Below are 21,621 nucleotides of genomic sequence, written 5' to 3' on the forward strand. Positions count from 1 at the left end.
GGCGTCACGGGGCGTCGTCGCGGACACCCGCCATGTACCGTTCGATCGCCAGACGCGTCGCGGGGTCGTCCCACGACAGCGGCAGGCGCACCTCGCGCGACGGCACCACGAGCTCGGACGTGGGCGGCAGATCGTCGTCGAGCTCGCGCAGGAGCCCCACGAGTTGCGACGCGCGCAGCACCGAGGCATCCGTGTGCACCTGGAGCGACCGGATGCCGGGGGTGACGTCGAGGATTCCCTTCGGCGCTTCCTGGGCGAGGCGTTCCTGCAGCGCGTGCACGCGCATGCGGAGGCCGAGGTCGAGCACCTGGTCGCCGAACTCGACGAGGACGTTGTCGTCGCCGTCGCGGCGGTACGTGGTCCGCGGGCGGAGGACGCGCTCGCCCTCGACCTCGGCGTCGCGCGACGCGATCACGCCGTCGTCGCCGTCGCCGGTCCCGACGAGCGCGGGGGCGGCGATCGCCGGGTCGAGCGTCGCCGCGTCGGCCTCGCGCACGGGCGCGAACCGCACGACGTCGCCCGGCCGCAGCTGCCCGAGCTTCCAGAGATCCCCGGATGCCACGACCACCGGGCACACGAACCCGCCGAGGCTCGGCCCGTCGGGGCCGAGGAGCACGGGGGTGTCGCCGGTGAAGTCGAGCGCGCCCACGGCGTAGGGCGTGTCGTGGATGTTCGACGGGTGCAGCCCCGCCTCGCCGCCGTCGGTGCGCGCCCACGTGGGCTTCGGGCCGGTGAGCCGCACACCGGTGCGGGCGGAGTTGACCTGGACGCGGTACTCCGCGGAGTACAGGGCGTCGATGTCGGCGCGCGTGAAGAACTCGGGGGCGCCGTGCGGCCCCTCGGTCACGGCCAGCACCCACGTCGTGTCGAGGTGGGGGCGCCGTTCCGCAGGGACGAGTGCCGGGTCGGCGACCGCGGCGGCGCCGGGGCGCAGCACGTCACCGGTCACGAGCGCACGGCCACCATGACCGCCGAACCCGCCGAGCGTGAAGGTCGACGCGCTCCCGAGGTACGACGGCACGTCGATGCCGCCGCGCACCGCGAGGAACACGCGCATGCCCGGGCCCTCGGCGGTGCCGACGCGCAGCACGCCGCCCGCGGGAACCTCGATCGGCTCCCACTGCGCGGCGGCGACGCCGTCGACCTCGACCGCGACCGGCGCTCCCGTCACGGCGACGACCGTAGCCACGCTGAAGCGCAGCGTCGGACCGGTCAGCGTGATCTCGAGTCCCGGCGCGCCTTCGGGGTTGCCGACGGCGAGGTTGGCCTCGCGGAAGGACACGGCATCCATGGGTCCGGACGGCGGGACGCCGATCTGCCAGTACCCGACGCGTCCGGGGAGGTCCTGCACGGTCGTGAGCATGCCGGCATCCACGACGTCGATGCGCGGATCGGGGTCGCGCGCGTCGTCGAGGGTCCCGGTGTCGTGCGCGACGGCGCGGACGCGCGGGTCGTTCACGATCTCGCGGATCATGCCGGCACCGGTGACGATGCCGTCGATGCGCGTGTCGGCGAGCGCGGCCGAGAGCCGGTCGAGAGCGGCGTCACGGTCGCCGCCGTACGCGATGACCTTGCCCAGCAGCGGGTCGTAGAACGGCGAGACCTCGCTGCCGGCCTCGACCCAGGCATCGACGCGGATGCCATCGCCCTCGGGCAGCTGCACGGCGGTGACGAGTCCCGTGGACGGGGTGTTGCCGCGGTCGGGGTCCTCGGCGTAGATGCGGGCCTCGACCGCGTGGCCTCGGGGCTCGCGGGCTTCGGCGAACAGCGCGTCCGGCACGGCCGTGGGGCCGCCGCCGGCGAGATCCAGCATGAGGCCGACGAGGTCGACGCCGAACACCGCCTCGGTGACCGGGTGCTCGACCTGGAGGCGCGCGTTGACCTCGAGGAAGTACGCGCGCTCGGCGACGGGGTCGTAGACGAACTCGGCCGTCCCGGCGGAGCGGTATCGGATGCCGGATGCCAGGGCCGCCGCGGTGCGGTGGAGTTCCGCGCGCACCTCCTGGGGGAGTCCGGGAGCCGGCGCCTCCTCGACGACCTTCTGGTTGCGACGCTGCAGCGAGCAGTCGCGGTCGCCGAGGACCGCGACGCGGCCCGCGCCGTCGCCGAACAGCTGCACCTCGACGTGTCGGGCGGGGCGCACGAACTTCTCCAGGAACACCCCGGGCGTGCCGAAGCTCGCCTCGGCCTGGCGGACCACCGCGTCGTACGCGGCGCGGAGCTCGCTGGCATCCGCGCACACACGCATCCCGATGCCGCCCCCGCCGCCGGTGGCCTTGAGCATCACGGGATATCCGATGACGGATGCCGCGGCCTCGGCCTCGTCGACCGACTCGAGCACGCCGGTGCCGGGGAGGAGCGGCACGCCCGCGGCCTCGGCGAGCGCCCGCGCACGGTGCTTCAGACCGAAGGCCTCGAGCTGCTCGGGCGTCGGACCGACCCACGCGAGCCCCGCCGCCTCGACGGCGCGTGCCGCGTCGGCGTTCTCGGCGAGGAACCCGTACCCCGGGTGGATCGCCCCGGCGCCCGTGGCGCGGGCGGCGGCCAGGATGGCATCCACTCTCAGGTACGACTCCGCGGCGGGGGCCGGACCCAAGCGCACGGCCTCGTCGGCCTCGCGGACGTGCGGGGCGGCGCGGTCGGCGTCGGAGAACACCGCGACGGTGCGCAGGCCACGCTCGCGCGCGGAGCGCAGGATGCGGCGGGCGATCTCGCCCCGGTTGGCGACGAGGAGCGTGTCGAAACCGGTCACGGGCGCGTCACCACCATGCGCAGCGGCGTGCAGCTGAAGTCGTTGCACGGGTTGTTCATCTGCGGGCAGTTGGAGACGATCACCAGGACGTCGCGCTCGGCGCGCAGGGCGACGCGCTTCCCGGGCGCCGACATGCCGTCGACGATGCCGAGCGACCCGTCCTCCTCGACCGGGACGTTCATGAACCAGTTGAGGTTGGACACGAGATCGCGGGCGCCCAGTCCGTAGCGCGCGGCCTCGGCGAGGAAGTTCTCACGGCAGCCGTGCTGGTACAGCGTGTGATGGCCGTAACGGAGGGTGTTGGACTCCTTGGAGCACGCCCCGCCGATGGTGTCCTGGCGGTCGACCTCGTTGCCGACCACGGTCATGAGCGGGAGGCCGAGGTTGCTGCGCAGCACCGTGCCGGTGCGGACGTAGACGTTGCGCTGCCACGCGATCGTGTCGGCGGCGCTGTAGCGCTCGTCGGTGTCGTCGGCCGCGTACACGAGGAAGTCGGCGGACTGGTTGCCGCCCACGTCGACGATCGTCAGGACGTCGCCGGCGCGGACGATGCCCGACCACGGTCCGCGCGGCGCGACGCGCTCGTCGAGCACGACCTCGCCGGGAACGAGGGGCTCCGACCAGTCGAGGGGGACGCCGTCGGCGTGGACCGGACGTTCGGGAACGGTGGTGATCATGACGTCTCCTCCTCAGAGCCCGGCCAGGGCGGCGTACGTGATGCTGTTGCGGTAGGCGCGCTCGCGCTCCGGGGTGAGGGAGAACACGGCATCCCCCTCGCCCGTCGGCTGAGACGCCCAGGCGGCGACCTGGAGCGGACCGACGACGTAGTCCTCGCGCAGGTCGAGCGGGTGCGGGACGTTGGCGACCAGCACGATCAGCGGCAGCTCGGCGACGAGGTCGACGGAAGCGCCCGCGCCGGCGGAACCGAGCCACTCGAGGTCGCCCTCGGGGTTCGCGCGCACGCCCTGGAAGAACGACACCGACGGCGGCAGGTCGCGCACGGTCAGGCCGTGCTTGCTCGCGGCCAGCCGCAGCAGACCGTGACCCGACGGCGACGGCCCCTCGGGGGCGGCGTCGCCGTAGCGCTCGATCGCAAACGCGTCGCTCGTCGTTCCGCAGAACGCGTCGTGGTGGCCCGAGGTGTCGGCGGCGATCGTCGCGAGGACGCGACCGTCGCCCGAGAGGAGGGGGTGGCCCTCGCCGAGGTAGGCCTGCCACGGGATCTTCTGCGTGTCCGCGACGTTGAGGCGCTCGCCGGGCTCGACGGCGTTGAAGAGGAGCACGGTGGCGCAGGCATCCCCGGTCGGGTCGGTGAAGCGCAGGCGCGTGCCGCGGGCGACGCGCAGGTGCGTGTAGCCGCCCGGGGCGACCGTCTCGGCCCAGCGGAGGTCTTCCGCGGCGACCCCCTCCGGCGCGAAAGGAGCCGCGGAGGGCGGGAGATACGGCATCCATTCCGACTGTGCGGCGCGGGCGCGGGCGTCCTCACGGGCGCGCCCCACGTTGCCGAGCGCGTCGACACGACCTTCCATGTGCAGCCTCTTTCTGTCGCTTGACAGGTATTAGAACAGGCGTGCGTTTCGACGGCGTTACAGGACCGTCCGGGTACGGTGGGGGCATGGCGCCGACGAGAACCGGACGACCCCGGGCATCCGGCTCCTCCCCCACCGGACTCGGCACACGCGCCGATGTCCTGGCCGCCGCGGCCGCTCTTTTCGGCACGCGCGGGTACGCCTCGGCCAGCACGCACGCGATCGCCGAGGCCGCCGGCATCCGCCAGGCCACGCTCTACCACCACTTCGCGCGGAAGCAGGACATCCTCCTCGCGCTGCTCCTCGACACGGTGCAGCCCTCGCTCGACGTCGCAGCGGAGCTCCTCGCGCGGGACGAGGAACCCGCCGCGCGCCTGTGGGCCCTGTGCGTCGCGGACGTCACGCTCCTGGCCGAAGCGCCGCACAACACCGGCGGCCTGTATCTGCTGCCCGAGGTGTCGGACGCGGCCTTCGAGCCCTTCCGCGAACGCCGCAGCGAGCTCGAGACCACCTACCGCACGCTCGTGGCCGCGTGCGGCGTCGCGCCCGGCGCGGCCGCCGCGGGCGCCTCCCTCGTGCTGGCGCTGGTGGAGAGCGTGATCCTCCAGCGCAAGGGCGGGCAGACGGCGACCCTGGATGCCACGACCATCGCCGCCGCCGCGTTGCGCGTCCTCGACCTCGACGCCGTGACGCGCGAGCGCGCGGCCGCGCTGGGGCCCGCGGTTCTGTCGGCACTGGGCTGAGGCCTCGGCCCGTGGTGGGTTGTGGCCGCGAGCCGGGTTGGGGCCGCCTCCCCCGCGAGACTGCAAGCGGCTGACAAACCCACTGCAGGCTGCAACCGACATGTCAGCAGCGTGCAGTCTCGGCGGATGTCGCGCGCGGCTCCGTGACCGCGGGCGATTTCACGCGCCTTTTACACAGCCGAAACCAGGCGCGACCTCGGCGAGCGGATCGTTTCTGTCAAGCAACAGAAACCCGAACCGCCCCTCATCGCCGGGAGCCCGCCATGATCATCTTCGGAGTCGCGCTGAGCGTCGTCCTCATCCTCGTCGTCGGCATCGTCGTCGCACGCAAGGTCGACGGCGACAGCGCGAACTACCTCGTCGCCGGACGCCGCCTCGGCGTCCCCCTCGTCGCCGTCAGCCTCACCGCCGCCGCGGTCGACGCCAACGCCACCGTCGGCAACACCGACCTCACCTCGCAGTTCGGCTTCTGGTCGGGGGCGTCGCTCGCCATCGGCCTCGCGGTCTGCCTCCTGCTGACGGGGCTCTTCCTCGCCAAGCGTATGAACGCCATGAAGCTCTTCACGCTGGGCGACTTCTTCCGCCTGAGGTACGGACGCTCCGTCGAGCTGTTGGCATCCGTCCTCATGATCGTGTCGTTCACGTTCCTGCTCGCCGGAAACCTCGTCGCGTGCGGGTTCCTGCTCGAGCGCTTCGCGAACATCCCGTACGCGTGGGGCGTGGTGCTCGCGGTCGTCCTCGTGCTCGCGTACACGGTCGCCGGCGGCCTCTTCTCGGATGCCTACACCGCGGCGATCCAGACGACGATCACCGTCATCGCGGCCATCGTGCTGCTCGCGTGGGTCGCGGTGTCGTACGGCATCGTCATCCCCGAGGGCATGGGACCGTTCGACCTCCAGCAGCTCACCGACCCGGCGGCCGGAGCCCCGATCAACTGGGCGACGCTCATCTCGCTCGCGATCGGCGACATCGTCGCGATCGACTTCATGCAGCGCATCTTCGGCGCGAAGAGCCCCACGGTCGCGCAGCGCTCGTGCTTCGTCGCGGCGGGCCTGACCGCGGCCATCGGCAGCGTGTTCGCGATCGTCTCGCTCAGCGTGACCTCGACGCTCGGCCTCTCGGTCGACAACGGCCCGGTCCTCTACACGCTGCTCGGCGACTACGCGCCGCCGATCATCGCGATCCTCGTCCTCTCGGGCATCGTCGCGGCCTCCTTCTCGACGGCCTCGGGCGCGATGCTCGCGACGTCGGCGATCGCGGTCCGCAACATCTTCACCGTCCGCCGTCACACCGGAACGGGTCCCGACCCGCTGCTGCGCTGGACGCGCCTGGCGATGATCCCCTTCGTGATCGCGGGCGCCTTCCTCGCGATCCGCGTCAGCCAGACCGGCATCCTGCTCACCCTCGCCTTCGACCTCATGCTCGCGTGCCTCGCGGCGCCGTTCGTCATCGGGGTGTTCTGGAAGCGCCCGGGCACGGTCGCGGCGCTCGGCGCGATGGCCGTCGGCTTCGTCGTGCGCATGATCCTGCTGGCCCTGACCCCGACCCTGTACGGCGTGCCGAACGACATCCTGTACATCCCGAACGACCTGATCGGGGCGGACTTCGACGGTTGGGCCACGCTCGTCTCGGCGCTCGTCGGCTTCGGCACGTACGTCGCGCTGGCCCTCGCGGTCCCGCGTCGCGAGTCCGAGCTCGACCGTGAGGCGGCGGTCCTCGCCGACCTCGCCGCCGAGCGCGAGGCGTCGGAGAACGAAGAGGTCGAGGTGCCCGCGTGAATCTTGGATCCAAAGATGCGCGTATGGGATCCCGAGAGCTAAGGTACTCCTCGTGACCATCATCGACTTGAGCATTCCCGTCCACCCCGAGATGCTGCACTGGGGCCGCCGACCGACGTACGAGATGGTGGAGGAGATCACCGACACCAGCCCGAGCGAGGTGTCGCGCTGGCTCATCGGCGCACACACCGGCACCCACGTCGACGCCCCGAGCCACTTCGTGCCCGGCGGGACGACCGTCGACTCGCTGCCCCTCAGCCACACCGTCGGCCTCGCGCGCGTGCTGGACCTGCGGCACGTCGAGAAGGAGATCACCGACGCCGACCTGATCGCCGCGGGCGCGGAGGGCGCGACGCGCGTGCTCTTCAAGACGCGCAACTCCACCGACGCCCTGACCCGCAACGAGAAGAGCGCCACCTGGGTGGGGCTGGGACCGTCGGGCGCGCAGTGGCTCGTCGATCACGGCGTCGTCTTCGCCGCGAACGACTACATGACGATGGAGGCCCCCGACCACACGGTCGAGTGGCCGACGCACGTCATCCTGTGCAACGCCGGCGTCGTGATCCTGGAGAACGCGAACCTCGCCGAGACCGAGCCGGGCGACTACTACCTCGTCTGCCAGCCGGTGCCGTTCGAGGGGCGCGAGGCCGCCCCCGCCCCGACGCTCCTGCTCCCGGCGGAGACGGCGAACGTCGTCTGATCCGCGCACGGGGCGCCCGGATGCCGCTCAGGCGTCGGGGCGCCCCGGTCCGCGGTCGAGGAGGCGGCGCGGTTCGTCGACGAGCATCTCATCGACCCGAGCCCCGCCGAGGAGCCCGCGGAGTTCCGGAACGATCGTCGCGAGCAGTCGGCCGTAGCCGTACCCGCCGTGCCGCGCGAGCTGCGCCTTGGTCCACACCGACTGCCCGAGCACGTACCGGGCGTCCGGCCGCGCCGTCGCGGCATCGACGAAGAAGCGCACGCGCTCCGCGTCCGTCGGATTGTGAACCCGACCCACGTGCACGTCCTCGGTCCCGAAGCACATCTCGAGCGTCGCGCCCGCGTCCGACAGCTCGCCCCAGTAGCCGGCATCCAGGAACTCGTCGGCGTTGGTGAAGATCACGCGATCCGCGGACAGTCCCGCGCGGCCGATCTCGTCGAGGACGGCGAGGCCGTCGCGCGCGTCGGGGTCGAGCCGCACCGAGACGCTCGCGCCGGACCTCCCGGCGGCGGAGGCGGCCGCGCGCAGCATCCCGCGTTCGGCCCCGGGAAGCCCGGCGGTCGTGCCCAGGATGCCGAGGAGCCCCGCGCGGTAGTCCGTGCCCGGCACCGCGTCGTCGAGGGCGGCCGCGAACAGGGCGCGGAGTCCGTCCTCGTCGAGGGCCGCGATCTCGGGCGGCAGTGTCGCGCGGATGTACGTGCCGTACGCGACGACGATCGTCATCCCGGACCGCCGGGCGATGTCGGGCAGCCGCGCGTGGTCGGGGCCGAGCCCCCACGACGTGCACTCGACGAGCGCGCGCTGGCCCGCGGCCGCCGCCGCGCGGAGCTCGTCGACCGCGGCATCCGGGTCGTCCAGGCGGAGGTTGTCGGCGAACGCGAGCATGTTGCGGCGCAGGTAGTCGCGCGTCTCGGGTCGCACGGTCGCCGGGCCCGGGGGCGGGGGCTGCTCGCCCGACCGCTGCAGCCGCGCGGAGTCGGCGAGCACGTGATCGTGCATCGACGTCGGCCCCAGCGCCGAGGTCGGGACGGGGCCCAGGACGGTCTCGATCATGCGCGCTCCGTTTCGTTGCGGATCCATTCTGGCCCATTTAGGATCCAAACATGACTTTCGTGATGAGACCCGCCGAACTGGATGCCGCCGAGCTCGAGGCCAAACCCCTCGCCCCGCCGAACGCCGAACCGCTGTCGGGCGAGATCATCGTCCGCGGCAAGGTGCAGTTCGTGAACGACGACCGCACGATCATCTCCGGCGTCTGGGAGAGCGACCCCGGCACGTCGCGCTGGGAGTTCCTCACCCGCGGCGAGATCGTCCACATCCTCGCGGGCCGCATGACCGTGCAGCGCGACGGCGAGGAGGCGGTCGAGCTCACCGCCGGCAGCGCCGCGTACTTCCCGATCGGGTGGACCGGCGTCTGGACCGTCATCGAGCCCGTCCGCAAGCTCTACGTGGTCTACAAGCCCGCGGCTTGAGCGCCGGGCTCCCCGCACAACTCCGGCGGAACCGCTCGTCGCCGCTCCGCGGCGGCGGCCCAGGGCGGGGATGCCGGAGTTGTGCAAACCGGGCGGGCGGGCACCGGCGGCCGGCCGGGCGGGCAGGCGGGCGTGAAGCCCGGGCCGGAGCCACCGTCCGGCACAACTCCGGCAGAACCTCGCCGCGACCGGCCCGGGTCGGCACCCGAAGGCAGACGTGCCGGAGTTGTGCAGCGACAGCCAGCCTCCCCGGGCCGGGCAGCCGGGCTGCCGGGCCGGAGCCGCCGCGCGGCACAACTCCGGCAGAACCTCGCCGCGACCGGCCCGGGTCGGCACCCGACGGCAGACGTGCCGGAGTTGTGCAGCGACAGCCCGGGCCGGTCAGCCCAGGCGCAGGAGCCGGGCGGCGTTCTCGCCGACGATCGCGGCCGCCTCGGCGGCGGACAGGCCGGGCAGCTCCTCGACCACGGCCGCCGTCGCGCCGGGGGTGTACCAGGGGAAGTCCGAGCCGAGGACGACCCGCTCCACGCCGATCGCGCGGACGAGTGCCACGACCTGCGCGGCCGTCGGGGCGAGCGGGGCGCCGATCCAGTGCACGATCTCGGACAGGTCGAACCGGAGCGTCGGCTGCGCCTCGGCGAGCGCCTCGACGTCGCGCCAGGCCGCACCGCCCAGGTGCGCCATGACCACCGCGAGCCCGGGACGCTCCCCGGCCACCGCGGCGATGCGCTTCGGGTCGGCCCAGCCGAAGCCGCGGACGTCGGGGCCGCCGTGGAAGACGACGGGGGCGCCCGCCTCCTCCAGCGCGTCGTACGCGCCGGCGAGGCCCGGGTCATCGGGGAACGTGCGGATCGCGATGGGGTGCAGCTTCAGCCCGCGGGCGCCGGCGTCGCCGAACATCTCCGCGAAGTGCGCGTACACCTCGCCCGACGTCATGACGGCCGGGTTGGCCGCGAGGAACGGCAGCAGGCGCGGGTGCTGCGCCCCCACGTCGCACAGCCACCGGTTGTAGGCGACGAGCTCGTCGCGGAGGGCGGCGTGCGGCGGGACCCCGGGCCAGTAGTCCGCCCCGCCGGGCGGGTGCGGAAGGTCGGGCAGCTCGAAGCTGCCGAGCACCGCGGCGTAGTCGAACCCGTCGGACTCCAGCGTCGCGAGCGCGTCCGCGACGGTGCCCGCGATCCCGGCGAACGTCACGTCGGGCTTCTCGCCGTACTCGACGATCGGGTACGCGGTCAGATCGTGGAGCCCCTGCGCCGGGTCGGCATACAGGTGCAGGTGGGTGTCAATCCTCATCGTCGACCTCGGGGGCCGGATGCCGGGTCTCGACGACCGTGACCATCTCGAACACGTTGTTGCCCGACAGGCTCGTCACACCGATCCCCGCGGAGGTGGAGCGACCGATCCGCGGCCCGAACACTTCGACGAAGAGGTCGGCCGCGCCGTTGGTGACGAGGTTGACGTCGGTGAAGTCAGGCGCGACACAGACGAACGTCAGCGTGCGGATGAAGGCGGACACCTCGTCGAGCGACCCGACGGCGAAGCGGATGAGACCGAGGACGTTGATCGCGGCGTAGCGTGCGGCCTCGTACCCCTGCTCCAGCGTCACGGTCTCGCCGACGCGGCCGGGGTAGACCTTGTTGCCCTGGCGATCCTCGGGCGTGATCCCGCTGATCGTCAGCGTGCGCCCGAGGTGGTGGAACGCCTTCATGGTGGCGTAACGCTCGCCGTAGGGCGGATCGGAGTAGTCCGGGATCACCAGACCCATTTCCTTGACACGCTGCTCCGCACTCCACGCCATGGGGTCTCCTCGTCTCAATGGATCCATTTCTTGTGAGATAGGATACAACCGACGAAAGGCGCGAGATGACATCCGCAGAAGCACGCGTACGTGAACTCGGACTCGAGATCCCCGACTACAGCGACCCGCCCTTCGGCATCCGCTATGGCCGGATGAAGCCGTTCCACCGCATCGGCTCGCTCATCGAGCTGGCGGGACTCACACCCGAGAACCGCGCGGGCGACCGGCTGAACCCCGGCGTCGTGAGCGTGGACGTCACGGTCGAGGAGGGCTACGCGGCCGCGCGGCTCACGGCCATCCACACACTCGGCATGATCCGGTACGCCGTCGGTTCGCTCGACAACGTCGTGAGCCTCTCGCGCGCGCTGTGCTTCGTGGTCTGCCCGCCCGGCTTCGAGGACCTGCACCTCGTCTCCAACGGCGCGACCGACCTCTTCCTCGACGTCTTCGGCGACGAGGTCGGCAGCGTGGGCCGCGCCTCGATCGGCGCGACGAGCCTGTCGCGCAACAACTGCTTCGAACTGTGGCTCAGCCTGGAGTGCGCGCCGGAGACCCCCACCGCATGAACGGCGCGCGGGACATCACCCGCACGGTGCCGTTCTGGCTGATCTTCGCCGCATCGACACTGGGCGGCATCACCAACTCCGCCAGCACGCCCCTGATCCCCGTCTACGTCACGGACGTCCTCGGCGGCGGGACCGAGCTCGCCGGGGCTCTCATTTCGCTCGCCGCGGTGGCCTCGATGCTGTCGATGCCGGTCGCGGGGGTGCTCGGCGACCGCTTCGGCTACCGTCTCGTGGCCGTGATCGGCAGCGCCGTCGCGACCGCCGCGATGGTGCTGCTCGTGAGCGTCCCGACCATATGGGGTGCGGGCCTCAGCCGCCTCCTGTTCGGTCTCGGCGGGTCGGCCGCGGTCACGCTCCTCATGGCGTGGCTCGTGACCATGGCCGCACCGGGACAGCGCGGGAAGGCGCTGAGCATCTACGGCCTCAGCGTCTGGATCGGACTGGCACTCGGCCCACCCCTCGGCACCGCGGTCAACGCGGTCGCGGATCCGCGGACGGTGTTCCTCGTGTGCGCCGGCCTCGAGCTCGCCACGGGCCTCCTCATCCTCGCGCTCCCCCGCGTGCCGCGCCCCGCGCCGCGCTCCGACGCCGCTCCCCGCCCGCGCGGTCTCCGGGCCCTGTGGCGGGCGTTCGTGGCGGTGTGGAGCCCCGGCGTCGTCGCGGCGGCGGCGTGGTGCGGCGAGGGGCTCATGCTCGGGTTCCTCATCGTGCACCTCTCCGCCGCCGGCATCCCGGCGACGGGGATCACCGGGGCGGCGTCCGTGTTCGCGGTCTTCGCGGTGTCGGTCATCGTCGCTCGCCTCTTCCTGGCGAACCTGCCCGACCGGATCGGTCCGCTGCGGGCGACGGCGATCTCGCTCGTCGCCCTGACGGCGGGCCTGATCACCCTCGCCCTGGCGACCGATTTCTGGGTCGCGTCCGCGGGCGCCGCGCTGATCGGAGTGGGGTTCTCGCCGCTGTACCCGTCCCTGACGATGCTCGCCACCCGCGGACTCCACCCCGAGAACCGTGCGCTGGGAGTGGGGCTCTTCTCCAGCTTCACGAGCATCGGCTACGGCGGAGGCGCGGTGATCGGCGGCGCCGTGATCGCCGTCGCCCCCTCGATGTGGGCGTTCCTCCTCGTCGCGGCGCTGCAGCTGGTGGCGCTCGCCGTGCTGACGATCTTCACGCGCGACGACTCCCCCCGGACCCGAACGGATGCCGTGGAACCCCGGGACCCCGCCGCCTGACGCGGCGCCGGCTCACCAACCGCGCAAGCGCTTGGCCGGCAGCAAATCGCTCATCCCCACGGCGACCGTGTCGGCGCCGCGGGTGATCCAGACGCGGGCGTCGGGCCAGTAGTCGGTCAGCAGCTCGGCGCACACGCCGCACGGCTCGATGACGTGCTCGGTGCCGCCCGGGCGGCGCAGCACGCTCACCCCGGCCACCACCGTGCCGCCGGCCGCGATCACGTTGCCCGCGGCGACGCCCTCGGCGCACACCGCGGAGCGGCGGGCCGACCCGTCGACGTGCACGCCCGTGACGATGCGGCCGTCGGAGAGCCGGAACGCGGCGACGACCTCGTGCCGCCCCGCGCGGTAGACCGCGTCGAGCTGCGCCCGCGCGGCCTCCAGCAGCTCGGCGTCCCCGTCGGACATCTCCGCGGGACGCACGAGCGGCGGACGGTGGGTCACACCGGCACCGCGATGCGCATGATCCGGGCGTAGTTCCCGCCCTCGACGAGCGCGCGGTCGGCGGCATCCGGGATCGCCTTCGCGATCTTCATGCGCTCGAGGTCGAAGTCCGACCCCGGCCACTCCGAGCCCATGAGGATCTTCTCCGGCCCGAGCCGCGCGTACGCGCGCTTCACGTCGGCCATGAGGGTCGCGGAGGTCTCGAGGTACACGTTCTCGCGACGCTCGGCCACGATGATCGCCTCGGGCACGTTCCAGACCGCGCCCATGTGGGCGATGATCGTCGGCACGTCGGGGTGGTCCTTCGCGATCTCCTCGATCGAGAAGGGCGCGCAGAAGGCATCGTCGAGGGCGTTGATGATGACCGCCATGCCGTTCGCGGCGCACGCGCGGAACACCGGGTCGAGCAGACCGTGGTCGGCGACGTGGTACCCGTGCATGCTCGGGTGGAGTTTGAGACCCCGGATGCCGGCATCCGCCAGTCGTTGGATCTCCTCGACCGCGTCATCGGCCTGCGGCATGACCTGTCCGAACCCGATGAAACGGTCGGGGTGGGCATCCTGCAGCCCGATGATGAAGTCGTTCTCGATGCGCTGCGCGAGCGAGCACACCATCGCCATGTCGACGCCCGCGGCATCCATCCGCGAGAGGATCCGCTGCGGGTCGAAGGGGACGTACGCTGGCGGCTCCTCACCGGGGCGTGCGCCGGTGAGGTAGTCGGACCGGCCGCGGACGTCCTGGGTCGTGTTGTAGGCGTCGATGATCACGGGTACTCCTGAGGTGGGGGGGAAGAAAGGGGCGGGGCTCACACCGGGACGGGGATCGCCGCGGTCGCGACGGCCTCGATGAGGTGCACGCGCTCGGGGTTCCGGCACGCCAGGCGCACCACCGATCCCACGGCGAGGGACGACAGGTCGGTCGACGGGGAGAGCGATGCCACGACCTTGCGGCCGTACGCGGTGGTGAGCTCGAGGCGGTAGCGCGAGCCCTGAAAGCTCACGAGCCGCACCGTGCCCTCGACGGCCCACGCCGTCGCCGCTTCCTCGGGCGCGAGGACCGTCATGTCCTCGGGGCGGAGGACCGCCGTGGCATCCACGATCTGTCCCGTCGAGTCGTCGATGAGCGCGCCGTCCGAGACGGGCAGGAGGTTCGCCTCGCCGAGGAAGCTCGCGACGTACGCGTTGACCGGGCGGCGGTACAGATCCTCGGGGGTCGCGACCTGAACCAGTCGGCCCTCGTGCATGATCGCGACGCGGTCGGACATCGTCAGCGCCTCGGTCTGGTCGTGGGTGACCGAGACCGTGGTGATCCCGACCTGGCGCTGGATGCGGGTGATCTCGACCTGCATCTGCTCGCGCAGCTGCTTGTCGAGGGCCGCCATCGGCTCGTCCAGGAGCAGGATGCCGGGGTTCGCGGCGAGTGCGCGGGCCAGGGCCACGCGCTGGCGCTGTCCGCCGGAGAGGGACGCCGGCGAACGGTCGGCCATGCCGGGGAGCTGCACGAGCGCGAGCATCTCCTCCGCGACCTTGCGGCGCTCGACGCGCGGCCGGCGGGCGGCCGACAGCGGGAACGCGACGTTCTCGCCGATCGAGAGGTGCGGGAAGAGCGCGTAGGACTGGAACACGACGCCGACGTTGCGCTTCTGCGGCGCGAGACGCTCGACGTTCTGGCCGTCGAACGCCACGTGCCCGGCATCCACCGACTGGAGTCCGGCGATGACGTTGAGCAGCGTCGACTTGCCGCTGCCGCTGGCGCCGAGGAGCGTTACGAACTCGCCCGGCTGCACGTCGAGGGACACACCCTTGAGCACGTGGTTGGCGCCGAGGGTGACCTCGACGTCGGTGATGGAGAGGGCGATGGTCATTCGATGACTCCTTCCGGGCGGACCGCGGCGGTACGGGCGCGACGCGCCCCTGCCCGGCGCGTTCCGCGACCGATGACGAGCGGGACGATCGCGAGCACGACGATCGCGAGCAGGGAGACGAGGGTGGATGCCGCCGTGAGTTCGGGCGAGAACGCCTCCGAGGCCGCGCTGAGCATCTTCAGCGGCAGCGTCTGCACCCCGGGCGGGAGCAGGAACACGGCGAGCACGACCTCGTCGAAGACGACGACGAAGGCGAACAGCGCCCCCGATAGGATGTAGGGGACGAGCGCCGGCAGCTCGATCTTCCACAGCACGAGGGGCCAGCGGGCACCGAGCGTCCAGGCCGCCGGGCGGAGCGCCGGATCGATGCGCGCGACACCGCCGGAGACGATCACGAACACGTACGGCAGCGCCAGCAGGGCGTGGCCGAGGACGAGCGTGAGGACCGAGCCACGGAGGAACGAGAACTCCGACCCGGCACCGTACAGGCCGACCGCGTAGGCGATCGGGGGCAGGGCGATCGGGACGATGAAGAGCGTGCGGATCCACCGCTGCGCGGCGCGACGCCGGACGCGCGTGAGGCCGATGGCACCGAGCGTGCCGAGGACGGTCGCGATGAGCGTCGCGGCGGCGCTCTCCCACAGCGAGAACGTGAACGCGTTCATCCAGCGGCGGTTGCCGAGGACCTTCTCGTACCACTGCAGCGAGAAGCCGTCGGGCGGGAAGAGGATGAAGCTCCCCTCCGTCCACGACGTGGACACGAGGATCAGGAACGGCACGATCAGCAGCAAGCTCGCGAGGAGCGCGACGACGATGACGGGGAACCGCCAGGCGCCGAGGCTGCGGGCAACGGTGGTCGTCATGTCAGCCCCACTTCTCGCTCACCTTGAACAGGCGATCGGCGACCAGGTACACGAGCATCGTCCCGCCCACGAGCAGGATGCTCATCGCGGCCGCCAGGTCGGGTCGGTCGGCCTTGCTCATCTGCGCGTTGATCACGCCGGAGACCGTCATGTTCGCGGGGCCGCCGAGGAGCAACGGCGTGACGTAGAAGCCGAGCGACATCACGAACACGAGGACGCCGCCGCTGATGATCGACGGCACGATGTGCGGCCACGTGACCGTGCGGAAGGTCAGCAGCGGGCCGGCACCGAAGATCGTCGCGGCGTTCAGCTGCTCCTTGTCGATGGACTGCAGCGCGCTCATCACGGGGAGGACGGCGAAGGGCAGCATGACCGCGATCATCGCGGGGTACATGCCGGCGACGGTCTGGTAGATCTCGACCGGCTGGTCACCGAGCCCGATGAGCCCGAGGAACCAGTGGATCGCCCCCTTGGGGAGTTCGAGCAGGACCCACCCGAACGAGCGCACCATGACCGAGGTCCAGAGCGACAGCATGAGCGCCACCAGCAGCAGCACGCGGAGCCAGGCCGGGGAGGCGACCATGGCGAGGGCGTAGGCGGCACCGAGGACCATCGTGAGGATCATCGTGACCACCGCGATCACGACGGTGCGGCCGAGCGAGCTGAGGAACGCGGGCACGTCGAACATCCCGGCGTACGCCGCTCCCCCACCCTCCAGCGACATCGCCACGAGGGCGATCATCGGGACGCCGAGGGCGACCGCGAAGAACACGATGGGCGGCCACATGAGCCACCGCACCTCCGCCCGGCTGAATCCTCGGTCTCCCGCGCGGGCGGAACGCACCCGCGGGATCCTGGTGGCCACGCTCGCACTACTCACGCGCTCATGCTCCTCGGTCGACATTGCGGGGGCGTTTCCCCGCTCGTGGACGGCTCTCGGGATTCGGATGCTTGGATCCAAAGTGAACCGTTCTGGATCCGATTGTAGGAGTGCCGTGTTTCCTGCGCGTAACAGCGCACCCTGAAACGACGGAAAGGCGCCTCCCCGCGAGGGGAGGCGCCTTTCACCTAGAGGGTCGGACTCAGCCCGCGAGCCACGCGGTGTACGAGTTGAGCAGGAGGTCGGCGTTCTCGGCACGCCACTCCTCGCCGTACGACAGCAGGTTGGTGTGGTCGGGGGCGTTGACCACCTGGGACTTGACGTCCGCGGGCAGCTCGTCGAAGACCGCGGGGTTGACCGGACCGTACCCGGTGCGCTGAGTGAAGACGGCCTGGCGTGCCGGGTCGTTCATCCACGCGGCGAGAGCTGCGACGGCGTCGGGGTTCTTCGACGACTTGGGCGACACGAAGCCCGAGGGGATCGCGAAGGCCTGGTTCCACTGGACGGTGACGTCCTGGCCGGCGTTCTGCAGGGCACGGAACTGACCGGTCACGGTGACGGCGATCGCCGCGCTGCCACTGGTGAGCAGCTGCTGCGTCTCCGGGTAGGACTGGTAGAAGACCAGGCTGTCGCGGATCGTGTTCAGCTTCTTCTCGGCGCGCGGGATGTCGAGCGGGTAGAGGTCGGCCGGCTTGACGCCGTCGGCGAGGAGCGCGATCTCGTAGGACGAGTCGTACGAGCCCGGGTCACCCGGCCACGCGCGCTTGCCGGGGAACTTCGTGGTGTCGAAGAAGTCGGCCCAGTTCTGCGGACCGCCGTTGGGGAACGTCGAGGTCAGCCAGCCTTGCGCGATACCGAAGACGAAGCCGCCCATGTAGTACGGACGCACGTTCTCCGGAAGGAGGCTGCCCTGGGCGTCCTCGGGGACCGTCGCGAGGTTGTCGAGGCTCGGCAGGATGTCGGAGATGCCGGCTTGGAAGACGTCGTAGTCGCCCGCCTCGCCCTTGAGCTCGCTCTTGTAGACCGAGTCCTCGATGCTCGTGGAGACCACGTCGACACCGGTCTCGTCGATGAAGCTGTCGAAGTAGGCGACCTGACGGCTCTCGTTCGTGGGCCCGCCGTAGTCGGCCCAGACGACCTGACCGCTGAGGGCGGCGGAGCTGCCGGAGGCGGCGGGCTCGCTGTCGGACGAGCCGGCGCAACCGGCCGCGAGGACGCTCACCGCGGCGAGTCCCGCGAGAGTGGCGGCGAGCCGCCGGGAACGGTTCGGGATCTTCATGACTGGAGTACTCCTCGTGCTGTGCGGAAGGGTGGGCCGGACACGACGCATTCGGGTTGCGTGCGGGGCGCGGCGGCCGGGTGGAGGATCATGGATATATCTCAGGTGGAACTGGATCCAATTTTGCAGGATTGGATCCGCTCGTATGTGCCGAGCATGTTTCCGAGATGTAAAAGGTCGCTCAGTCCTGCGGTCCGCGGGCGGTCAGGCCGAGCACCGCTTCGATCCCCGCGGTGACCGAGAGCAGGTCGGCCTCGCCGCGGTGGCGGCCGACGACCTGCATGCCCACGGGCAGATGCTCATGGAATCCGGCCGGGGTGACGGCGACCGGGTGCGCCGTGACGGTGAAGCGGTTCGCGAGCATCTGCCACCGGAAATAGCGATCGTAGACGGCGTCGCCCACGCGCTCGACCCACTCGACCTCGGCCGGCGGCGCCACGACGGGCGTCGCGGGGGCGATGAGGACGTCGACGTCGGCGAACAGCCGCTCGGTCCGGCGGAAGACCTCGGTGCGCGTGCGCAGGGCGTCGGCCAGCTCTGCCGCCGTGATGCGCTCCCCCTGCCGGACGTTGCGCAGCAGGTCGGGGCGCATGAGGTCGGGATGGGTGGCCGCCTCTCCGCGGTACGAGGCGAAGAAGTTGTACATCTCGACGGTCTCCCAGGCGGCCTCGGCATCCGCGAGCTCGAGATCCAGGTCGACGATCTCGTACCCCGCGGCGGCGAGCGCATCGCGCGTCCGCGCGTGGACGGCGGCGACCTCGGCCGAGATCGGCACTCCGCCCGCGTCACTGCTCCACCCGATCCGGACGGATTCCGGATGCCGCGACGTCAGGGACGCGAAGACGGACGGGTCCTCCGCGATCGACAGGGGCGCCATCGGGTCGGGCCCCGCCATCGCGGCGAGGGCGTAGGCGACGTCGTCGCTCGTGCGCGCCATGGGGCCCAGGACCCCGTGCGCGGTCCAGCCGTTGTCGAGCCGTCCGCTCGCGACGCGACCGGGCGTCGGCCGCAGGCCCACGACGTTGCAGAACGCCGCGGGGTACCGGAGGCTCCCGCCGCTGTCGGAGCCGTCCGCGAACGGCAGCATCCCCGCCGCGACCGCGGCCGCGGCCCCACCGCTCGACCCGCCCGCGTGACGCGAGAGGTCGTAGGGGTTGCGGCACGTGTCGGCGATCGAGCTGAACGTCAGCGTGCCGAGACCGGCCTCGGGGGTGTTCGTCTTGCCGATGACGAGCGCCCCGGCGCGTCGCATCCGTCCGACGACCATCGCGTCGGCGCGGGCGGGTGGCGCGTCGGCGTGGATCAGCGAGCCGTGCCGGGTGGGGAGCCCCTCGACGTCGAGCAGGTCCTTCACCGCGGTCGGCAGACCGTGCAGGAGCCCCACCTCGTCGCCGCGCGCGACGGCGGCGTCGGCCTCGCGCGCCAGGGCGAGCGCCTCGGACTCGGGCACCATCGTGACGATCGCGGCGACCGCGGGGTTGTGCTCCTCGATCCGCGCGAGGTGCGCGCGCATGACCTCTTCGGCGGAGAACTCGCGGGACCGGATGCCGGCGGCGAGCTCGCGCGCGCTCCGTCGGTGCAGGGGCTGGTCGGTGGGGGTCATGAGAGGATCTCCGTCCTGTCCAGGAGCGCGACGGGGCGCGCGACGAGCATGTCGTGGAGGCGGGCGTCGTCGACGCCGAGGCCCGCGAGGAGCGGGGCGATGCGCATGAGCACGTGGCCGTAGCCCATGCCGCCGTAGCGCGTCAGCTGCCCCTTGGTCCAGACGGAGCAGCTGAGCGTGATCGCGGCGTCGGGGCGCGCGGCGACGAGCGCACCGAGGAAGTCGAGGCGCTCGCGGTCGGTGTGGTCGCGGATGCCGCCGCCGAACGAGTGGTCGCTGCCGAACGCGAACTCGACCACCGCGCCGGTGTCCACGACCTCGAACACGTAGTCCAGGTCGAGCACCTTGTCGATGTTGCAGAACAGGATCCGCTCGGGCGCGAGGCCTGTGGCGGTCAGGATGCCGGCGACCTCGGGGCCACGGCGGGCGGCGGCGTCCAGGCGGATACTCACGGACGCTCCCGCTGCGGCGGCGGCGCGTCCCGCGGCGCGGAGGGCTCGCCCCTCGGCCACGGTGATCTCCGCGCTCGTGCCGAGGAGCCCGAGGAGTCCGGCGCGGAACGACGTCCCGGGCACGGCATCCGTCAACGCCGTCCGGAAGAGCTCGAACATCTCGCTCTCGTCGAGGTCGCGCCACCACGCCGGGAGGGTCTTGTCGATGTAGGAGCCGTAGGCCGCCACGATCTGCACGCCGCTGCGGCGGGAGATGTCCGGCAGGTCCGCGTGCCGAGGCCCCATGCCCCACGACGTGGCCTCCACGACCGCGTGCAGGCCCGCGGCTCGCGCGGCGGCGAGTTCCCCCGCCGCGGTGTCGGGCGCGTCGAGCGTGAGGTTGTCGGGCATCGACATCCAGTTCCAGCGGAGGTCGCCCCACGTCTCCAGGCGCGGCGGACCGTCCAGGAACGAGCCGTCCGGCAGCGGTCGAGCGAGCCCGCGGGAGTCGGTGAGCAGGTGCTCGTTGGTCGAGGTCGGACCCCACCCCTCCGCGGGGACGGGGCCGAGGACGGTCTCGATCACGCGCCGGCCGATCGGTACACGGTGCGTCCGCCGACGACCGTGCGGCGCACGCGCAGTCCGCGGAGCGCCTCGACACCGGCATCCACGGGATCCGCCGACCACAGCGCCCAGTCCGCGAGCATGCCCGGGCGGATCATGCCGCGGTCGTGCTCGGCGAGACTCGCGTACGCGGCGCCGGTCGTGTACCCGGCGAGCGCCTCGTCCAGCGTGATCGCCTCGGACGGGTCGAGCGGCTCGGCCGCGTTCGCGACGTGCCGGGTCACGGCCTGCCACATGAGGTGGCGGGGGTCGAAGGCGAAGTACGGCCCGTCCGACCCGAGCGCGAGCACCGCGCCCGCGTCGATCCACGACCGCATGGGGTTGGCGCGTTCGGCGCGCTCCCCCAGCTTCTCGCGCAGGCCGACGCCGTTGTGCCAGATGATCGAGGGCTGGAGGGATGCCACGGTCCCCACGCTTCCGGCCAGACGCATCGTCTCGGCGCTCGGCTCGAGGTAGCCGTGGATGACCTGGTAGCGGTTCTCCGCGACCGCGGCGCCGGCGCGCGCGTACTCCCGCGCGACGAGTCCGATCGCTGCTCCCCCGACGGCGTGCGTTCCGACGCCCCACCCGTTCGCGGCGCAGAACGCGACGAGGCGGGCGTACTCGGCATCCGGGATCCGCTGCTCGCCGCGGTAACCGGTGGCATCCCACGGCTCGTCCAGGAGCGCCTGGCCCTTGAGCGCCTCGCCGTCGGCGTACACCTTGATCGGGCCGAGGCGCAGGACGTCGTCGCCGAAGCCCGTCGAGACCCCGGTACCCGCGAGGTGCGCGATCACGGCGTCGACGTCGGGGGTGTCGGGCGAGCCGATCTCGAGGTACGGCATCGCGACGGTGCGCATGGTGAGCCGTCCGCGGCGGTGGGCCTCCTGGTAGCCGCGCATCTCGTCGGGCGTGACGGCGGGGTCGATGATCCCGGTGAAGCCCAGGGCGTGGAAGAGCGGCTGCACGAGGTCGAGGCCCGCGACGCGCTGGTCGAGCGTGGGCGGTTCCGCGCCGGTCCAGTCCTCGTCGTCGAACGTCCGGGCCATCGCCTCGATGTAGCCGTCGATGTCGACGTCGGGGGTGA

General features: G+C 71.9%; 21 protein-coding genes. 6 read left to right on the top strand and 15 right to left on the bottom strand.

Annotated features, from left to right (window positions below):
- Positions 1-4: 4 nt before the first annotated feature.
- From I5G_RS22890 to I5G_RS15540, 3 genes are read right to left on the bottom strand one after another with little or no spacing between them, the layout of a single operon-like run.
- Positions 5-2,752, bottom strand: a complete 2,748-nt coding sequence (locus tag I5G_RS22890) for a 5-oxoprolinase/urea amidolyase family protein (protein ID WP_022879878.1) — start codon at positions 2,750-2,752, stop codon at positions 5-7.
- Complete coding sequence (locus I5G_RS15535; RefSeq protein WP_026095988.1) at positions 2,749-3,429, bottom strand: urea amidolyase associated protein UAAP2; 681 nt, start codon at positions 3,427-3,429, stop codon at positions 2,749-2,751. Before I5G_RS15535 ends, I5G_RS22890 begins: the two co-directional genes overlap by 4 nt.
- Before the next feature lie 12 nt (positions 3,430-3,441).
- The gene (locus I5G_RS15540) at positions 3,442-4,281 is read right to left on the bottom strand and encodes an urea amidolyase associated protein UAAP1 (protein WP_022879879.1); all 840 of its coding nucleotides are present in this window, start codon (positions 4,279-4,281) and stop codon (positions 3,442-3,444) included.
- Between the two features lie 86 nt (positions 4,282-4,367).
- Between I5G_RS15540 and I5G_RS22895 the strand changes: the two genes are divergently transcribed.
- The 3 genes from I5G_RS22895 to I5G_RS15555 all read left to right on the top strand — a co-directional run bounded on the left by I5G_RS22895 (position 4,368) and on the right by I5G_RS15555 (position 7,502).
- Positions 4,368-5,024, top strand: a complete 657-nt coding sequence (locus tag I5G_RS22895; protein WP_022879880.1) for a TetR/AcrR family transcriptional regulator — start codon at positions 4,368-4,370, stop codon at positions 5,022-5,024.
- A 263-nt stretch (positions 5,025-5,287) separates the two neighbouring features.
- On the top strand, positions 5,288-6,802 hold the full coding sequence (locus I5G_RS15550; protein ID WP_022879881.1) for a sodium:solute symporter family protein: 1,515 nt from the start codon (positions 5,288-5,290) through the stop codon (positions 6,800-6,802).
- A gap of 52 nt (positions 6,803-6,854) precedes the next feature.
- Positions 6,855-7,502, top strand: coding sequence for a cyclase family protein (locus I5G_RS15555; RefSeq protein ID WP_022879882.1), 648 nt, complete (start codon positions 6,855-6,857; stop codon positions 7,500-7,502).
- Positions 7,503-7,529: 27 nt separating this feature from the next.
- Here the strand turns inward: I5G_RS15555 and I5G_RS22900 are convergent, their stop codons facing one another.
- Entirely contained in the window at positions 7,530-8,555 is a 1,026-nt protein-coding gene (locus I5G_RS22900) for a hypothetical protein (protein WP_022879883.1), read from the bottom strand.
- A 50-nt stretch (positions 8,556-8,605) separates the two neighbouring features.
- On the opposite strand from I5G_RS22900, the gene I5G_RS15565 reads away from it, so the two are divergent.
- Entirely contained in the window at positions 8,606-8,974 is a 369-nt protein-coding gene (locus tag I5G_RS15565; RefSeq protein WP_022879884.1) for a cupin domain-containing protein, read from the top strand.
- A 381-nt stretch (positions 8,975-9,355) separates the two neighbouring features.
- Here I5G_RS15565 and I5G_RS15570 read toward each other — a convergent pair whose 3' ends face one another.
- Positions 9,356-10,267: an amidohydrolase family protein gene (locus tag I5G_RS15570; protein WP_022879885.1), complete on the bottom strand. Its 912-nt coding sequence runs from the start codon at positions 10,265-10,267 to the stop codon at positions 9,356-9,358.
- Positions 10,257-10,772 (bottom strand): RidA family protein, encoded by a 516-nt coding sequence (locus tag I5G_RS22905; RefSeq protein WP_022879886.1) that lies wholly within the window; start codon positions 10,770-10,772, stop codon positions 10,257-10,259. The genes I5G_RS15570 and I5G_RS22905 overlap by 11 nt, the downstream gene beginning before the upstream one ends.
- Positions 10,773-10,837: 65 nt before the next feature.
- Here I5G_RS22905 and I5G_RS15580 point away from each other — a divergent pair, with 65 nt between their 5' ends.
- Both I5G_RS15580 and I5G_RS15585 read left to right on the top strand, forming a co-directional pair.
- Entirely contained in the window at positions 10,838-11,338 is a 501-nt protein-coding gene (locus I5G_RS15580) for a RidA family protein (RefSeq protein ID WP_022879887.1), read from the top strand.
- Positions 11,335-12,567: an MFS transporter gene (locus I5G_RS15585; protein WP_148286517.1), complete on the top strand. Its 1,233-nt coding sequence runs from the start codon at positions 11,335-11,337 to the stop codon at positions 12,565-12,567. The genes I5G_RS15580 and I5G_RS15585 overlap by 4 nt, the downstream gene beginning before the upstream one ends.
- A gap of 12 nt (positions 12,568-12,579) precedes the next feature.
- Here I5G_RS15585 and I5G_RS25990 read toward each other — a convergent pair whose 3' ends face one another.
- The 9 genes from I5G_RS25990 to I5G_RS15630 form a co-directional block, all read right to left on the bottom strand.
- Entirely contained in the window at positions 12,580-13,011 is a 432-nt protein-coding gene (locus I5G_RS25990) for a cytidine deaminase (RefSeq protein WP_022879889.1), read from the bottom strand.
- Positions 13,008-13,778: an amidohydrolase family protein gene (locus I5G_RS15595; RefSeq protein WP_022879890.1), complete on the bottom strand. Its 771-nt coding sequence runs from the start codon at positions 13,776-13,778 to the stop codon at positions 13,008-13,010. Before I5G_RS15595 ends, I5G_RS25990 begins: the two co-directional genes overlap by 4 nt.
- 38 nt (positions 13,779-13,816) lie before the next feature.
- Complete coding sequence (locus I5G_RS15600; protein WP_022879891.1) at positions 13,817-14,875, bottom strand: ABC transporter ATP-binding protein; 1,059 nt, start codon at positions 14,873-14,875, stop codon at positions 13,817-13,819.
- A complete protein-coding gene (locus tag I5G_RS15605; protein WP_022879892.1) occupies positions 14,872-15,738 on the bottom strand; it encodes an ABC transporter permease in 867 nt (288 codons plus the stop codon). Before I5G_RS15605 ends, I5G_RS15600 begins: the two co-directional genes overlap by 4 nt.
- Before the next feature lies 1 nt (position 15,739).
- Positions 15,740-16,618, bottom strand: a complete 879-nt coding sequence (locus I5G_RS15610) for an ABC transporter permease (RefSeq protein ID WP_204365573.1) — start codon at positions 16,616-16,618, stop codon at positions 15,740-15,742.
- Positions 16,619-16,820: 202 nt separating this feature from the next.
- Entirely contained in the window at positions 16,821-17,897 is a 1,077-nt protein-coding gene (locus tag I5G_RS24125; protein ID WP_022879894.1) for an extracellular solute-binding protein, read from the bottom strand.
- A gap of 181 nt (positions 17,898-18,078) precedes the next feature.
- Entirely contained in the window at positions 18,079-19,500 is a 1,422-nt protein-coding gene (locus tag I5G_RS15620) for an amidase (protein ID WP_022879895.1), read from the bottom strand.
- The gene (locus I5G_RS15625) at positions 19,497-20,516 is read right to left on the bottom strand and encodes a phosphotriesterase (RefSeq protein WP_022879896.1); all 1,020 of its coding nucleotides are present in this window, start codon (positions 20,514-20,516) and stop codon (positions 19,497-19,499) included. Before I5G_RS15625 ends, I5G_RS15620 begins: the two co-directional genes overlap by 4 nt.
- Positions 20,513-21,583: an amidohydrolase gene (locus tag I5G_RS15630; protein ID WP_022879897.1), complete on the bottom strand. Its 1,071-nt coding sequence runs from the start codon at positions 21,581-21,583 to the stop codon at positions 20,513-20,515. Before I5G_RS15630 ends, I5G_RS15625 begins: the two co-directional genes overlap by 4 nt.
- Between the last annotated feature and the right edge of the window lie 38 nt (positions 21,584-21,621).

This window comes from Microbacterium sp. B19, from assembly GCF_000333395.1.
Taxonomy (GTDB): Bacteria; Actinomycetota; Actinomycetes; order Actinomycetales; family Microbacteriaceae; genus Microbacterium.

Coding starts and splice junctions, on each gene's coding strand:
- I5G_RS22895 (WP_022879880.1), top strand. CDS start 4,368: ATGGCGCCGACGAGAACCGGACGACCCCGGGCATCCGGCTCCTCCCCC.
- I5G_RS15605 (WP_022879892.1), bottom strand. CDS start 15,738: ATGACGACCACCGTTGCCCGCAGCCTCGGCGCCTGGCGGTTCCCCGTC.
- I5G_RS15540 (WP_022879879.1), bottom strand. CDS start 4,281: ATGGAAGGTCGTGTCGACGCGCTCGGCAACGTGGGGCGCGCCCGTGAG.
- I5G_RS15550 (WP_022879881.1), top strand. CDS start 5,288: ATGATCATCTTCGGAGTCGCGCTGAGCGTCGTCCTCATCCTCGTCGTC.
- I5G_RS22900 (WP_022879883.1), bottom strand. CDS start 8,555: ATGATCGAGACCGTCCTGGGCCCCGTCCCGACCTCGGCGCTGGGGCCG.
- I5G_RS15620 (WP_022879895.1), bottom strand. CDS start 19,500: ATGACCCCCACCGACCAGCCCCTGCACCGACGGAGCGCGCGCGAGCTC.
- I5G_RS15565 (WP_022879884.1), top strand. CDS start 8,606: ATGACTTTCGTGATGAGACCCGCCGAACTGGATGCCGCCGAGCTCGAG.
- I5G_RS15630 (WP_022879897.1), bottom strand. CDS start 21,583: ATGGCCCGGACGTTCGACGACGAGGACTGGACCGGCGCGGAACCGCCC.
- I5G_RS15585 (WP_148286517.1), top strand. CDS start 11,335: ATGAACGGCGCGCGGGACATCACCCGCACGGTGCCGTTCTGGCTGATC.
- I5G_RS15600 (WP_022879891.1), bottom strand. CDS start 14,875: ATGACCATCGCCCTCTCCATCACCGACGTCGAGGTCACCCTCGGCGCC.
- I5G_RS15535 (WP_026095988.1), bottom strand. CDS start 3,429: ATGATCACCACCGTTCCCGAACGTCCGGTCCACGCCGACGGCGTCCCC.
- I5G_RS24125 (WP_022879894.1), bottom strand. CDS start 17,897: ATGAAGATCCCGAACCGTTCCCGGCGGCTCGCCGCCACTCTCGCGGGA.
- I5G_RS15570 (WP_022879885.1), bottom strand. CDS start 10,267: ATGAGGATTGACACCCACCTGCACCTGTATGCCGACCCGGCGCAGGGG.
- I5G_RS15580 (WP_022879887.1), top strand. CDS start 10,838: ATGACATCCGCAGAAGCACGCGTACGTGAACTCGGACTCGAGATCCCC.
- I5G_RS22905 (WP_022879886.1), bottom strand. CDS start 10,772: ATGGCGTGGAGTGCGGAGCAGCGTGTCAAGGAAATGGGTCTGGTGATC.